The sequence below is a fragment of the Ruania alkalisoli genome (assembly GCF_014960965.1).
Taxonomy (GTDB): domain Bacteria; phylum Actinomycetota; class Actinomycetes; order Actinomycetales; family Beutenbergiaceae; genus Ruania; species Ruania alkalisoli.
The window spans coordinates 1,942,468-1,956,800 of sequence record NZ_CP063169.1; the positions used below are offsets into that span (position 1 = coordinate 1,942,468).

Annotated in this window: 12 protein-coding genes; 9 read left to right on the forward strand and 3 right to left on the reverse strand. The window is 69.4% G+C overall.

Annotated elements, in window-relative coordinates:
* Positions 1 to 23 precede the first annotated feature (23 nt).
* On the forward strand, positions 24 to 875 hold the full coding sequence (locus IM660_RS08525; RefSeq protein WP_193499304.1) for a TrmH family RNA methyltransferase: 852 nt from the start codon (positions 24 to 26) through the stop codon (positions 873 to 875).
* A gap of 61 nt (positions 876 to 936) precedes the next feature.
* Entirely contained in the window at positions 937 to 1,989 is a 1,053-nt protein-coding gene (locus IM660_RS08530; RefSeq protein WP_210769099.1) for a LacI family DNA-binding transcriptional regulator, read from the forward strand.
* On the opposite strand, the gene IM660_RS08535 is transcribed toward IM660_RS08530, so the two are convergent.
* The gene (locus IM660_RS08535; protein ID WP_193498898.1) at positions 1,955 to 3,256 is read right to left on the reverse strand and encodes a glycoside hydrolase family 32 protein; all 1,302 of its coding nucleotides are present in this window, start codon (positions 3,254 to 3,256) and stop codon (positions 1,955 to 1,957) included. The genes IM660_RS08530 and IM660_RS08535 overlap by 35 nt on opposite strands.
* 91 nt (positions 3,257 to 3,347) lie before the next feature.
* Entirely contained in the window at positions 3,348 to 4,058 is a 711-nt protein-coding gene (locus tag IM660_RS08540) for a TetR/AcrR family transcriptional regulator (RefSeq protein ID WP_193498899.1), read from the reverse strand.
* A 128-nt stretch (positions 4,059 to 4,186) separates the two neighbouring features.
* Here IM660_RS08540 and IM660_RS08545 point away from each other — a divergent pair, with 128 nt between their 5' ends.
* Positions 4,187 to 5,107: an NAD-dependent epimerase/dehydratase family protein gene (locus IM660_RS08545; RefSeq protein ID WP_193498900.1), complete on the forward strand. Its 921-nt coding sequence runs from the start codon at positions 4,187 to 4,189 to the stop codon at positions 5,105 to 5,107.
* 45 nt (positions 5,108 to 5,152) lie between these two features.
* Positions 5,153 to 6,133: a 5'-3' exonuclease gene (locus IM660_RS08550; protein WP_193498901.1), complete on the forward strand. Its 981-nt coding sequence runs from the start codon at positions 5,153 to 5,155 to the stop codon at positions 6,131 to 6,133.
* A 62-nt stretch (positions 6,134 to 6,195) separates the two neighbouring features.
* Here IM660_RS08550 and IM660_RS08555 read toward each other — a convergent pair whose 3' ends face one another.
* Positions 6,196 to 6,975 carry a DeoR/GlpR family DNA-binding transcription regulator gene (locus IM660_RS08555; protein WP_193498902.1) on the reverse strand — a complete coding sequence of 260 codons (780 nt, stop codon included), beginning with the start codon at positions 6,973 to 6,975 and terminating at the stop codon, positions 6,196 to 6,198.
* 75 nt (positions 6,976 to 7,050) lie between these two features.
* Between IM660_RS08555 and IM660_RS08560 the strand changes: the two genes are divergently transcribed.
* From IM660_RS08560 to metH, 5 genes are all read left to right on the forward strand, one after another.
* Entirely contained in the window at positions 7,051 to 7,938 is an 888-nt protein-coding gene (locus tag IM660_RS08560; RefSeq protein ID WP_246465221.1) for an SIS domain-containing protein, read from the forward strand.
* Between the two features lie 4 nt (positions 7,939 to 7,942).
* A complete protein-coding gene (locus IM660_RS08565; protein WP_193498904.1) occupies positions 7,943 to 8,836 on the forward strand; it encodes an ROK family protein in 894 nt (297 codons plus the stop codon).
* The gene (locus tag IM660_RS08570) at positions 8,833 to 9,762 is read left to right on the forward strand and encodes a 1-phosphofructokinase family hexose kinase (RefSeq protein WP_193498905.1); all 930 of its coding nucleotides are present in this window, start codon (positions 8,833 to 8,835) and stop codon (positions 9,760 to 9,762) included. Before IM660_RS08565 ends, IM660_RS08570 begins: the two co-directional genes overlap by 4 nt.
* Positions 9,749 to 10,585, forward strand: coding sequence for a class II fructose-bisphosphate aldolase (locus IM660_RS08575; protein WP_193498906.1), 837 nt, complete (start codon positions 9,749 to 9,751; stop codon positions 10,583 to 10,585). Before IM660_RS08570 ends, IM660_RS08575 begins: the two co-directional genes overlap by 14 nt.
* Positions 10,586 to 10,777: 192 nt before the next feature.
* Positions 10,778 to 14,308 (forward strand): methionine synthase, encoded by a 3,531-nt coding sequence (metH, locus tag IM660_RS08580; RefSeq protein ID WP_193498907.1) that lies wholly within the window; start codon positions 10,778 to 10,780, stop codon positions 14,306 to 14,308.
* Positions 14,309 to 14,333: the final 25 nt, after the last annotated feature.

The window sequence follows — 14,333 nt, forward strand, 5'->3', positions numbered from 1 at the left end:
GGTAGGCTCATCCGGTGCCTGTGATGACACTGACCGCTGCCGACTTGGGCGAGGACCGGCTGGCCGACTACACCCGGCTGACTGACGTGGCCCTTCGCCGTCTGCTCGAGCCCGAGCGAGGGCTGTTCATGGCGGAGTCCTCCACAGTGATCCGGCGAGCCGTGGCGGCCGGTTACCGGCCGCGGTCGTTCCTCATGGCGCCGCGCTGGTTGGCCGACCTTGAGGACCTGCTGGCGCAGGTGGGTGCCGGTGAGCACGGAGAGGTGCCCGTCTACCTCGCCGAGGAGGATGTGCTGCACACCATCACCGGTTTCCATCTGCACCGCGGGGCGCTCGCGGCGATGCACCGGCCGGAACTACCGGCCGTCGCAGATCTCCTCGCGGACGCTCGCCGGGCGGCGAGGCACAGCGAGGGTCCACGCCGTTCGAGGATCGCAATCTTCGAGAACTTCGTCGATCACACGAATCTCGGGGCGGCATTCCGCAGTGCCGCTGCACTTGGGGTCGACGCTGTGCTCGTGACGCCTAGCTGTGCTGACCCTCTATACCGCCGTTCGATCCGCGTGTCGATGGGCACGGTCTTCCAGGTGCCGTGGACCCGCCTAGGCAGATGGCCGGCAGACATGGATCTGCTGAAGGAGGCTGGCTACGTCGTGGCAGGTATGACACTGGGTGAAGGTGCGATCTCGCTCGACGCGTTGGTCGCGGAGGACCACCAGCACCTGGCATTGGTCTTCGGCACCGAGGGGCATGGTCTGACGCCAGCGGTCGACCAACGCCTTGATCGACGAGTGACGATCCCCATGATGCACGGCGTCGATTCACTCAACGTGGCGGCTTCGTCGGCTATTGCCTTCTACGCGACCCGGTCGTGACGCTCGGCACCGGTCGCGCCGATAGCATGGGCGCCCCGTAGCTGACATGAGGGAGGGGCCGGTGCCGGACCGCCGACCGACCAGTGCGCCTCGGCCGACCAGTGCCGACGTCGCACGGCTCGCGGGCGTCTCGCGCACCGCCGTCTCGTTCGTGCTGAACGGCCGCGGGACCGGCAACATCTCGGCCGAGAACGCCGATCGCATCCGTGCCGCGGCCGCCCAGCTCGGATATGTGGCGAACTCGGCCGCGGTGAACCTGCGGCGGCGGTCCACGGCGACGCTGGGGGTGATCACCGACGAGATCACCCAGAGCCCGTTCGCCGGCAGACTGTTGCAGGGAGCCCGGGAGGCCGCATACGCACGCGGCTACGTGACGATCGTGGCCGACTACGGACGTGACCCGGCGCGAGAGCGGGAGATGGTCGCGGCGTTGCGGGCCCGCCAGGTCGACGGTTTCGTGCACGCGGCGATGTCGATGCGCGAGTACGAGCCCGCTGCCGGGATGCTCGAGGTTCCGGCGCTGCTGGCCAACTGCGTCAGCCGCAAAGGACCTGCGGGGGTGATCGCCGATGAAGAGCAGGGAGGGGCTCTCGCGGTGGAAGCGGTGCTCTCGCGCGGGCACACCCGCGTGGCGATGCTGGCGGGGGTCGAGGGAGCACGACGGGAGAGCGCGACCGAACGCCGCATTGCGGGCGTGCAGCGCGCCGCTGCGGCTGCTGGTGCGCGCGTCCGGGTCGTCGACGCCGGGTGGCAGATCGCAGACGGTGTGCGGTGGGGGACGGCGCTCCTCGATGCCCCGGCTGGTGAACGCCCGACGGCGCTCCTCGCTGCCCGCGACCGTGTGGCCCTCGGCGTCCTCCTGGCCGCCGCTCACCTCGGGTTACGGGTTCCCGAGGACGTCTGCGTCGTCGGCTATGACGACGAGGATCAGATCGCCGCCGAGGCCGTCCCGGCACTGACCACGGTGGCTCTGCCGCATCAGCAGATCGGCGAGCGGACCGTCGATCTGCTGCTGGCGCACCTGCTCGATGGCGATCCACTGCCGGATTCCGATGTCCGCGTGCCGTGCCGTCTCGTGCTCAGGGAGTCGGTGGGCCCAGCTCCCAACCGGTGACGGCGCAGCTCGCTTCCACCTGCCAGGTCTCCCCGGCGCGGGGGTAGGCACGGACGGTGCTGGCCCGGCCGTCGACGAAGGCCTCCAGCACCGAGCCGTCGACCAGTACGGTCGCGGAGGTGGCCGCAGCGGCTGACCACACCTCACGGATGCCGTTGGGGCCGACCAGGCGCACGTGCACCTCGCCCGCTTCGGCGGTCGTGATCTCCCAGGCGGGCATAGCGAAGGTGCCGTTCTCGGTCACGGTGAGGGGCCGCCGTCGCAGGCCGGTGAGCTCGGCGGCGGGTGCGCTGTGGACCTGTGGATGGTCCGCCGTCTGGGCCAGGAACAGCTCACGGGGGAACGTGAGTGCACCCGCCCACCCGGCCGCCTCGACCTCGGCGTCGGTGCGGTCGCTGCGGGACTCCCACGTCCATCCCCACAGCAGCACCCGCCCCTGGTGCACGATCGCCTGCGGGGCATAGAAGTCGGGGCCGTCGTCGAGCCGGTGCCCGGCGTCAGGAAGGAACCGGGGGTGAGTGCCGGTGAGATCGAGCTCGCCGAGCAGCACAGTGACGCCGTCGAGCTGGGGGACTCCCGGCTCGTCGTGCCACAGCGAGACGATCAGTGCCCATCTGTGGCGTTCCTCGTCCGCACTCGGGAGCCGCACCAGCTGCGGACACTCCCAGATCTGGGCGTGGGCGAGCTGCCGCAGGTCCGGTGCGAGGTCGGGACCGGTGAGCAGGTCGCCGAGGAGCTCCCAGCGCTCCAGATCGGTGGCGTCGTAGATCAAGACGACAGGAGTGCCGTCCGTCCGGCCGCCGCCGAGAAGTGCATATCGCCGGCCATCGACGCTCACGAGGAACGGGTCGCGCATCTCCCGCAGGCCGGGCGCCGGGGGAGCAGCGAACTGGTCGGACTGCTGCCACGTGCCGTCCTGGCGACGCCTGGCCACTGCCGCACCCGCCTGTGCCGGGTCGCCGGGCATCGCGGTGTAGACGAGCACAGGCTCATCGTCGGCCATCGCGGCGACGCCGCTCCACACCCCGCCGGCGTCGATCGTCTGCCGGCGCGGGCGTAGGGCGATCGGCTCGTCGGTCCAGGTGAGCAGGTCGTCCGAGGTGGCGTGACCCCAGCAGATGTTCCCGTGCACCGGAGCGTCCGGATTGTGTTGGTAGAAGACGTGCCAGGTGCCGTCGATGCAGGCGATGCCGTTCGGGTCGTTCACCCAGCCCGAGGGCGGTCGCACATGCAGACGAGGGAAAGGGTCGAGGCGAGGATGGGGCACGGGTACTCCCACGAGAATCAGAGATCAGCGACCTAACACGTGACAGGTACGATCCTGTGCATCGCCGTGTCCTGTCAAGCCGATCGCTACCTCACGCAGGCGTGGCCGCCTCCGGGAGGCCCAGTGTGTCCGCGAGGAGAGACAGCTGCTGCGCGAACAGGGCGTCGGGGTCGCTGAAGGTCTCCGGGCCGTACTGGCCGAACAACTCGGCGGTTATCGCGCCGATGAGTGCGTGCCAGACCAGAAACGTGCGGCCTATGGTGACATCGTCGCCAGTGAGTGCGAGCTCGCGGCGCAGCACCTCGTAGTCCGCGGTCGGGGCGGGGGCGGGCCCGCTCGGCACTGGAGTCAGGCGGCCGGTGCGGTAGGCCCGTTCGACCAGGTCGGCGAGGGCGAGGATGACGCGGGTTCCAGGGTCAGTGGTCCGTTCCCCAGGTGCGTCGTAGCCGGGGACCGGAGTTCCGTAGAGCAGGGCGTACATCGCCGGTTCGCTCGTGGCCCAGCTTCGCAAGGCATTCCCGAGCGCGTAGAAGCGGGTGCGTTCGCCCTCTGTTGCCGCGGAGGTGAGGGCTGCGTCGACGGCGTCCCCGAGTTCGTTGTACCCCTCCACCACGAGCAGGGTCAGCAAATCGTCCCGGCTGCGCACGTAGCGGTACACGGCAGAGGAGACGACACCGAGGTCACGGGCGACCGCGCGTAGCGACAGGCTCGCAGCGCCGCCGGTCGCCAGGTGGGTGCGGGCGATCCGGATGATGTCGCGTTCGGTCTGGGCGCGGGCGCGCTCGCGGGGGGTGGGGCTCATCGGTTGATCGTGGCGCATCGAGAGAGCGCATGCAACTGAAGAGAGCGGTGCTCTTGATTTCGCGCCCCAACCCTGTCATCGTGAACGAGAGCGGTGCTCTCACTTTGTCCAGATCCTCAGGAGTTGTCATGTCTTCGATCCACATCGTCACCGGAGCCGGACCCGTCGGTTCCACCCTTGCACTGCAACTGGCTGAGGCGGGTGAGCGGGTGCGGGTACTCACGCGTTCCGGCTCAGGGCCGGAGCACCCATTGGTGGAGCGTCGTCGCGTCGACGCTTCAGACCGCTCCGCGCTCCGGGAGGCGTGCGAGGGGGCCGTCAGCATCTACCACTGCATTCATGGTTCCCGGTACGAGGCGGCCACGTGGCGGGCTGAGCTCCCCGCCGCCGAGCAGGTGGTCCTGGACGTCGCGGGAGAGGTCGGCGCCGTCGTGGTCTTCCCGGAGAGCCTCTACTCTTACGGCGTGGTCGAGGCTCCGATGACCGAGTCCGGATACGGGCGGGCGAGCGGAGGCAAGCTCGGCGTGCGCAGCGATCTGCTCGCTGCGCGCGGGGCTCATACCACGCCCACCGTGAGTGTGGCGGCGTCGGACTTCTACGGCCCGCGGGTGCGCACCGCACATGCGGGGGAGCGCTTGGTGCCGGCGGTGTTGGCCGGTAAGAGGCTCTGGCTCGTCGGAAGCCTCGACCAGCCGCACTCGTTCACCTACGTACCCGATCTGGCGCGGGCCATGATCACGGTGGCAGGCCGGGAAGAACTGTGGAACACCTTCCTGCTCGCCCCGACCGCGCCGCCGGTCACGCAGCGCGAGCTGGTGACGCAGGTGGCCCGGACCGGTGGAATCGCAGTACCGCGCATGGGTGCGATCCCTGTCGGTCTGATGCGCGCACTCGGCATCGTCTCCTCCGCGATGCGCGAGTTGGCCGAAACCGGCTACATGTTCGACCGCCCGTTCGTTGTCGACTCATCCCGCAGCGAGGCGCTCCTTGACCAGGAGCCGACACCGTTGGCCGAGGGACTGAAGGAAACCGTGCGGTGGTGGCAGTGACGATCGCGTGGGCTTGTCGCCCCGCGATAGGGCAGGCTAGGCAGTATGACCGATCGCCAGTCGCTGATGCTGCTCGACACCGCCTCGCTGTACTTCCGCGCCTTCTTCGGCGTCCCTGATTCGATCACCGCCCCGGACGGAACGCCGGTGAACGCGGTGCGCGGGCTGCTGGACTTCCTCACCCGGCTGATCGACCAGTATCAGCCTACGCACGTGGCGTGCTGCTGGGACAACGACTGGCGCCCGCAGTGGCGGGTGGACCTGGTGCCCAGCTACAAGGCGCACCGGGTGGTCGAGGAGGTTCCCGAGGGCAGTGACGTGGAAGAAGTGCCGGATCCGCTGGCGGTCCAGGTTCCGGTCATCGCCGAGACGCTCGCGGCACTCGGAATCGCGGTGGTCGGAGCCGATGGCTACGAGGCGGACGACGTGATCGGCACGCTCGCCACCGACGCCGGAATGGCCGTGGACGTGGTGACGGGGGACCGGGATCTGTTCCAATTGGTCAGCGACGGCGGTGACAACGATCCTGGTGGTCCAGGCCACCGGGTGCGCGTCCTCTACACCGCGCGCGGGGTCGGGCGGCATGAAGTGCTCACCGATGCCGTCGTGCAGGAGAAGTACGGGGTCGCGGCCGCTCGCTATGCCGATTTCGCCACGCTGCGCGGGGACAGTTCCGACGGTCTGCCCGGGGTGAAGGGTGTCGGGGAGAAGACAGCCGCCTCCCTGTTGGCCAGCTACGGCGACATCGCCGGAGTGAGGGCCGCTGCGGCCGATCCCGGCACCCCGCTCGCTGCCGGGATGCGCGCGAAGATCAACGCCGCCGCGGACTACCTCGACGTCGCGCCACGCGTGGTGGCCGTAGCGCGTGACATCGAGGCTATCGACCGCAGTGCACTCGACCTGCGCCGCCCGGGGAGCGTGCCCGAGCGTCCCGCGCCCGCCGACCCCGAGGTGTTGGCCGCCCTGGTCTCCCGGTGGGGACTGGACTCGTCGGTCGAGCGACTGCTCGCGGTACTGCGCGGCTGAACGGATCGCCCGGCTGACGGGTTCGGCCGGCGGGATGGGCCCGCTATGTCGGCGGACGCCTGCTACACGAGCGTGACCTCGATCCCGGCCCCCCGGAGTGAGGCCACCACCGACTGGTCGGCCCTGTCGTCGGTGATCACCGCGTCGATCTGCGCTGCCGGGACGATGCGCGCGAACGCGCGGTGGCCCAGCTTGGAGGAGTCGGCAACCACCACCACCCGGGCCGAGCGCGCGGCGAGAGAGGCTGCGATGGAGGCTTCGCCGTCATCATGAGCACACGCTCCCGCGTCGGCATCGAGACCGTTCACACCGAGGAACAGTGTGTCGATCTCGACCTGCCCGAGCAGGAGGTCAGCGAGCGGGCCGGTGAGCTCATAGCTCTGCGCCCGCACCACGCCCCCGGTCACCACGACGCGTAGGTGTGCACGGACGGCGAGCTCGCCGGCGATGTTGACGGCGTTGGTCACCACGGTGACGGGCTGGCCACTGTCGCGCAGGCCGGTGTGGACCGCGAGTTCACGGGCGACCTCGGTCGTGGTGGTGCCGCCGTTGATCGCCACCACCTGACCCGGCTGGACGAGGTGAGCGGCGGCCACGGCGATCCTCGCCTTCTGGGCACTGTGGCGCGCCGCCTTGTACCGCAACGGAAGATCCCCGGAGGAGGGTTGCATCCGAGCGCCGCCTCGGGTGCGCACCACGAGCTGCTGGGCGGCAAGGGAATCCAGGTAGCGCCGAGCCGTCGCGGGCGAGACACTGAGTTCGGAGACGACATCTTCGACTTGCACGTGGTCGCGCGCGACCACCATGTCCAGCAGCGAGGCCAAACGGTCGTCGCGATTCATCGCCCCTCCTTGATGTTTTCTGATTGATAACAGGGTACTATGATCAGAAACGTTCAACCAGTGAAGGGGTTATCCGTGTCAGACGCAGCACCGCAGTCGCAGACCAGCGTCGAGGTCGCCTCCCAGCCCGAGGTGTGGGAATGGGCGGTCGCGCACACCCGTGACTCGGCTGGCCTGCCCGCCAAGGGTGAACGCGTCGCCGTGGTCGGATGCGGCACCTCCTGGTTCATGGCGCAGTCCTACGCCGCGCTGCGCGAGGCCGCTGGACACGGAGTCACGGACGCCTTCACCGCATCGGAGTTTCCTGCCGGACGCTCCTATGACCGGCTCGTGACCATCTCCCGTTCGGGCACCACCACCGAGATCGTCCAGCTCCTGTCCGCCACGGCTATTCCCAGCGTGCTGCTCACCGCTGTGGGTGAAGGTCCTGCCGCCGCGCATGCAGATCACGAGATCGTGCTCGACCGCGCGGACGAGTCTTCCGTCGTGCAGACGCGATTTGCGAGCACCGTGCTGCTGGTCCTGCGCGCCAGCCTGGGTGAGGACCTCGCGGCCGCAGTGGCCGACGCGCGCACGGCCCTGGCCGCCCCGATCGAAGCGGACTGGGTGGCGGCCGACCAGATCAGCTTCCTCGGCACCGGCTGGACCATCGGCCTGGCCCACGAGGCGGCGCTGAAGCTGCGTGAATCCTCGCAATCCTGGACAGAGTCCTATCCCGCGATGGAGTACAGGCACGGACCGATCTCGATCGCTCAGCCCGGCCGGGTGGTGTGGGTGTTCGGCCAGCCACCCACCGGGCTTGCCGAGGACGTGCGCGCCACGGGGGCCGACCTGGCCACTAGCGATCTCGACCCGCTCGCTCATCTCGTGCTGCTGCATCGTCTCGCCGTCGCCCGGGCCGAGGAGCGGAACCTGAACCCGGATACCCCACGGCACCTCGCGCGCGCCGTGATCCTCGACTGAGGCGATGAGCATGGCAGTGAGCCCCGCGACGGCGCTGGGCGTGGACATCGGTGGTACGACGATCAAGGTGGGCCGGGTCGCCAGTGATGGAAGCCTGACCGACACTCGCACCGTGCCGACTCCTCGCGATCCGCACGTGCTGGCCGAGGTGATCGCAACCGAGGTGGACCGCACCCCGGAGCCGGTGATCGGTGTCGTCAACCCGGGCATCATCGACGAACGCACCGGTGTGGTCACCTTCGCGGCGAACCTCGGATGGCGGGACCTGCCGCTGCAGGCGATTCTCGAACGCAGACTCGGGCGGCGGGTGGTGCTCGGCCACGACGTCCGGGCCGGGGCCCTAGCCGAATCGCTGTGGGGCGCCGGCGCGGCCGGGGACATGCTGTTCATGCCGCTCGGCACCGGGATCGCCTCGGCGCTCGTGCTCGACGGGGTCGTGCGGGGTACCGGCTGGGCCGGGGAGGTGGGACAAGTGCTCGTCGCCGACCCTGACCACCCCGGCACCCGTGTCCCGTTCGAACAAATCGCCTCGGCTTCGGCGCTCGCTGCCCGCTATGCCGCTGCCACCGGGTCGAGTGATGTCAGCGCCGGCGCTCGCGGCGTGCTGGAGCGGCTGGCCGACGGCGACCCCGTGGCCGCCGAGATCGTGCGTACCGCGATCGACACCCTCGCCGACCTGCTCGCGGACACCGCCGGACTCCTCGGACCCGTGCCGATCGTCCTGGGAGGCGGACTGGCCGAGGCAGGGGACGCCGTCCTGGAACCTCTGCGAGCTGCGCTTGTGCAGCGCCTGCCCGGCGAGCTGCGCGCACCGCTACGTGCTGCTGTGCTGGGGTCGTGGGCGGGATGCCTGGGCGCGGGTGCGTTGGCCCTCGAGTTGCGACAGGAGCGCCGATGATTCACACCGTCACCCCCAACCCAGCACTGGACCTCACCTACCGCCTTGCCCACCTGCAGGTCGGGGAGGTACACCGTGCCGACGACGTCACCGAGACACCCGGGGGCAAGGGGATCAATGTCGCGCGGGTGCTGGCCGCCCTCGGCCACGAGGTGGACTGTGGCGGCTTCCTCGGCGGCAGTACCGGTGAGCACCTGGAGCACCTGCTCAGCCACTCGTCCGTGCACCAGGATTGGACCCTCGTCGCGGGGGAGACGCGCCGCACCGTGACTATCGTGGACGAGGCCGGGGCGACTCTGATCAACGAACCCGGCCCGCCGGTAGCCCACCGGGACTGGGAACGACTTTCACGCGCGGTGCAGGCCCGCACCCGGGCGGGGGACGTCGTCGTGATCTCCGGCTCCACCCCGCCAGGCACCGGCGAGACGGACCTGCCTGACCTCGTGCGTGCCCTCGTCGATGCGGGGGCACAGGTGATCGTCGATACCTCCGGGCCGGCGCTGCTCACCGTCGCGGCCGCTGGGCCGGCGGTGCTCAAACCGAACCACCTCGAGCTGCAGGCTGCAACGGGTCTCGACGATCCTGTCGCCGGGGCGCGCGAGCTCCTGCGCCGCGGCGCCGGTGCCGTGCTCGTCTCTCGTGGCTCGGACGGGGTGTTGCTCGTGACTGCCGACGGTGCGTGGCTGGCGCGTCCCGAGCCGATCAGTGGTGGTAACCCGACGGGCGCCGGGGATGCCGCAGTGGCTGCGCTTGCGGCGGCGGTCGCCTCCGGCGCCGAGGGTGCCGCGCTGGCCGGCCATCTGCCCGATGTTGTCGCCCTCTCGGCCGCCGCGGTGCTCATGCCGACGGCCGGTGCGGTCGATACCGATGCCTACGCGCGTTTGCGCACCTCGATCCGGACGGAGCCTCTCGATGCCGCTTGCTGACCTCACGACCGTTGCTGCCCCCCTACGTGCAGCGCGCACCGGACTTGGTGCGTTCAACGTGGTTCACCTCGAACATGGCGCCGCCTTCGTGGCCGCTGCCGAACGCGCGGACCGCCCGGTGGTGCTGCAGGTCAGCCAGAATGCGGTGAAGTTCCACGGGGCGCTGGCGCCGATCGGGACGGCGACCCTCGCCCTGGCCAGAGCAGCGTCGGTGGACGTGGTGGTGCACCTGGACCACGCCGACGACGTCGCCCTGGTGCGCGAGGCGCTCGACCTGGGATTCACCTCGGTCATGTACGACGGGTCCAAGCTGCCGACCGAGCAGAACGTCGCCACCACGGCCGAGGTGGTGCGGCTTGCGCATGAGCGCGGGGTCAGCGTGGAGGCGGAACTTGGCGAGGTGGGCGGCAAGAACGGCGTGCACGACCCCTCCGCGCGCACCGATCCCGGCGAGGCCGCCTGGTTCGTGGCCGAGACCGGGGTGGACCTGCTGGCCGTGGCTGTCGGTTCCTCGCACGCGATGACCACGCGTGGTGCTGTGCTGGACACGGAGCTGATCGCCCAGATCGCGGCGGCGGTGGATGTGCCGCTGGTGCTGCACGGCTCGTCCGGGGTGAGTGACGAGGGGATGCGTGCGGCAATCGAGGCGGGCATGACCAAGATCAACGTCTCGACGCACCTGAACAAGATCTTCACCGGCGAGGTCCGGGCAGCGCTCGAGGAGAACCCCGACCTGGTGGACTCCCGGAAGTGGTTCCGCCCGGGGCTGGACGCCATCAGCGCCGAGGTGGAGCGACTGTTGCGGTGGTACGCGGACCAGTAGGCGCTGCGCATCATTGCTTGCGATGCGATGCGATGCGATGCGATGCGATGCGATGCGATGCGATGCGATGGCGATGTACCTGATACGTCGGAATCACACCGCAAGGGCCGATCAGCGCCAGTAAGTGCCGGGTGAGATCCCGCATCCCAGACTCGGTGCCGGGGTGGGGGTATCGATCTCTACACTTTTCCCATGCGTCCACCCCGTTCTGCCGCCCTGCTCGAGACCATGCGCACCCGGGTGGTGGTCGCTGACGGCGCGATGGGGACGATGATCCAGGACGCGGGGCTCACCCTCGAGGACTTCCAGGGCCTGGAGGGCTGCAACGAGATCCTCAACGTCACCCGGCCCGAGGTGATCGAGTCCCTGCACGCGGAGTTCTTCGCCGTCGGGGTCGACTGCGTGGAGACGAACACCTTCGGCGCCAATGCCTCCAACCTGGGCGACTACGACATCATCGAGCGCATCGGTGAGCTCGCCGAGGCCGGGGCCGTGATCGCGAGGCGCAGCGCCGAGAAGCACTCCACGCCCGACCATCCGCGCTGGGTCCTCGGCTCCATGGGCCCGGGCACCAAGCTGCCCAGCCTCGGGCACGTCACCTATGCCTCCCTGAAGGCCTCCTTCGCGCAGCAGGCCGCCGGCCTCATCCGCGGAGGCGCTGATGCGCTGCTGGTGGAGACCAGCCAGGACCTGCTGCAGACCAAGGCTGCGATCAACGCCTGCAAGCAGGCCCAGGTCGAAACCGGGCTCGAGGTGCCGATCTTCGCCCAGGTCACGGTGGAGACCACCGGCACGATGCTGATGGGCTCCGAGATCGGTGCCGCTCTCACCACGCTCGCAGCCCTGGGCATCGACGCCATCGGCCTCAACTGTGCCACCGGCCCGGCGGAGATGAGCGAGCACCTGCGCCACCTGTCCAAGCATTCCCCGGTGCCGATCACCTGTATGCCCAACGCGGGGCTGCCGGTGCTCGGCAAGCACGGCGCCGAGTACCCGCTTACCCCGGACGAGCTCGCCGCTGCCCACGAGCAGTTCGTCGGCGAGTTTGGCCTCAACCTCGTGGGTGGCTGCTGCGGTACGACACCTGAGCACCTGCGGGCGGTGGTGGAGAAGGTCCGGGGCAGGGCCGTCGTCGAACGGGCCCCCCAGCCCACCCACGGGGTGGCGAGCTTGTACGCCCACACCGACTTCGACCAGGACGCCGCCTTCTTGGCCATCGGCGAGCGGACCAACGCCAACGGATCCAAGGCGTTCCGGGAGGCGATGCTGGCCGAGAACTGGGACGAGTGCGTCCAGATCGCCCGGGCGCAGACCCGCGATGGCGCGCACCTGCTGGACGTGTGCGTGGACTATGTGGGTCGTGATGGTGTGGCCGACATCCGCGACGTGGTCTCTCGGTTGGCGAGTGCCTCCACGCTGCCGCTGGTGATCGACTCCACCGAGCCCGCGGTGATCGGTGCCGGGCTGGCGCTCGTGGGCGGGCGCGCCGTGGTGAACTCGGTGAACTTCGAGGACGGCGACGGCCCGGACTCCCGCTACGCGAAGATCATGCCGCACGTGATCGAGCACGGTGCCGCGGTGGTGGCCCTGACGATCGATGAGGAAGGGCAGGCGCGCACCGCCGAGCACAAGGTGGCGATCGCCTCCCGCCTCATCGAGGACCTCACCGGCCGTTGGGGGATGGCGGTGGAGGACATCATCGTCGACACCCTCACTTTCCCGATCGCGACCGGGCAGGAGGAGACCCGCAGGGACGCGATCGAGACGATCGAGGCCATCCGTGAGCTCAAGCGTCGCTACCCGGCCGTGCACACCACCCTGGGAGTTTCGAACATCTCCTTCGGGCTCAACCCGGCCGCCCGGGTGGTGCTGAACTCGGTGTTCCTGCACGCCGCCGTCGAGGCCGGGCTGGACTCGGCGATCGTGCACGCCGCGAAGATCCTGCCGCTGGCGCAGATCCCCGAGGAGCAGCGTCAGGCCGCCGAGGACCTGGTCTGGGACCGGCGGGCCTACGACGGTGACCAGCTCACCCATGACCCGCTCGCGCACCTGCTGGATGTCTTCTCCGGGGTGGACTCGGCAGCACTGAAGGACGCCCGCGCTGCCGAGCTCGCGGCGCTGCCGCTGGACGAACGTCTCGCCCGCCGCATCATCGACGGTGAGATGAAGGGGTTGCACGACGATCTCGACGCCGCGCTGGCCGAGGGCTGGAAGGCGCTCGACATCGTCAACGATCAGTTGCTCGCGGGGATGAAGGTGGTGGGGGAGCGGTTCGGCGCCGGGGAGATGCAGTTGCCGTTCGTGCTGACCTCCGCCGAGACGATGAAGACCGCGGTGGCGCACCTCGAACCCCATATGGAGAAGGTCGAAGAGGGCGGGGGGAAGGGCACCATCGTGCTCGGCACGGTCCGCGGGGACGTGCATGACATCGGAAAGAATCTCGTCGACATCATCCTCACCAACAACGGCTACACGGTCATCAACATCGGCATCAAGCAGCCGGTGTCGGCGTTCATCGAGGCCGCGCAGGAGCACCGGGCCGACGTGATCGGCATGAGTGGGCTGCTGGTGAAATCCACCGTGGTGATGAAGGAGAACCTGGAGGAGCTCAACACCCGGGGGCTCGCCGAGAAGTACCCGGTGCTGCTCGGGGGTGCCGCCCTGACCCGCGTGTACGTCGAGGACGACCTGGACGAGGTCTACGACGGGCAGGTGCGCTACGCCCGCGACGCCTTCGAAGGGCTGCGCCTGATGGAGCCCCTGGTGCGGGTGGCCCGGGGAGAGGCAGCGGACGCCGTCGGGCTGCCGGCGCTGAAGAAGCGCCGCCACGCGCAGGTGACCGTGGATGAAACCCCGGCCGAGGACCTGCCTGAGCGCTCGGACGTGGCCACGGACAACCCGGTGCCCACACCGCCGTTCTGGGGCACCCGCATCGTCAAGGGCATTGCCTTGGCCGAGTACTCCGCGTTCCTGGACGAGCGGGCGACCTTCATGGGCCAGTGGGGTCTCAAGCCCGGGCGTGGCGAGGGCGGTTCCTCTTATGAGGAACTGGTCGAGACCGAGGGGCGTCCGCGGCTGCGGGAGTGGATGGCCAGGATCGCCACCGAGGACATGCTCACCCCGTCGGTGGTGTACGGCTACTTCCCGGTGGTCGCTGAGGGCGACGATGTGGTGCTGCTGCACCACGAGGGTCCCGACGGCGGCAGCGGCGGGGAGCCGGGCACCGAACGGATGCGCTTCACCTTCCCCCGGCAACGACGCGACCGGCACCTGTGCCTGGCCGACTTCGTACGGCCGCGTTCCTCGGGCGAGACGGACGTGCTCGGGGTGCAGCTGGTCACCGTGGGCTCGGGGGTGGCCGAGCACACCGCACGGCTGTTCGAGCAGAATGCCTACCGCGAGTACCTGGAGTTGCACGGACTCTCAGTCCAGTTGACCGAGGCGCTTGCGGAGTACTGGCACGCGCGGGTACGTGCCGAGCTCGGGTTCGCCGGGGAGGACCCGGCCGATCTGGAGGGCATGTTCAAGGTGGACTACCGGGGCGCGCGGTACTCCTTCGGCTACCCGGCCTGCCCGGACCTGGAAGACCGGGCGAAGATCATCGAACTGCTGCGCCCGGAACGGATCGGGGTGACGCTGAGCGAGGAGCTGCAGCTGCACCCGGAGCAGTCCACCGACGCGGTGGTGTTCCACCACCCGGAGGCGAAGTACTTCTCAGTGTGAGCGTGAGAGGTTCCGCCAGGAGGGC

What these genes read in the sequence shown, in the direction of transcription:
- IM660_RS08525 (WP_193499304.1), top strand. Translation starts at nt 24, where the DNA reads ATGACACTGACCGCTGCCGACTTGGGCGAGGACCGGCTGGCCGACTAC.
- IM660_RS08540 (WP_193498899.1), bottom strand. Translation starts at nt 4,058, where the DNA reads ATGAGCCCCACCCCCCGCGAGCGCGCCCGCGCCCAGACCGAACGCGAC.
- IM660_RS08545 (WP_193498900.1), top strand. Translation starts at nt 4,187, where the DNA reads ATGTCTTCGATCCACATCGTCACCGGAGCCGGACCCGTCGGTTCCACC.
- IM660_RS08550 (WP_193498901.1), top strand. Translation starts at nt 5,153, where the DNA reads ATGACCGATCGCCAGTCGCTGATGCTGCTCGACACCGCCTCGCTGTAC.
- IM660_RS08555 (WP_193498902.1), bottom strand. Translation starts at nt 6,975, where the DNA reads ATGAATCGCGACGACCGTTTGGCCTCGCTGCTGGACATGGTGGTCGCG.
- IM660_RS08565 (WP_193498904.1), top strand. Translation starts at nt 7,943, where the DNA reads ATGAGCATGGCAGTGAGCCCCGCGACGGCGCTGGGCGTGGACATCGGT.
- IM660_RS08570 (WP_193498905.1), top strand. Translation starts at nt 8,833, where the DNA reads ATGATTCACACCGTCACCCCCAACCCAGCACTGGACCTCACCTACCGC.
- IM660_RS08575 (WP_193498906.1), top strand. Translation starts at nt 9,749, where the DNA reads ATGCCGCTTGCTGACCTCACGACCGTTGCTGCCCCCCTACGTGCAGCG.
- metH (WP_193498907.1), top strand. Translation starts at nt 10,778, where the DNA reads ATGCGTCCACCCCGTTCTGCCGCCCTGCTCGAGACCATGCGCACCCGG.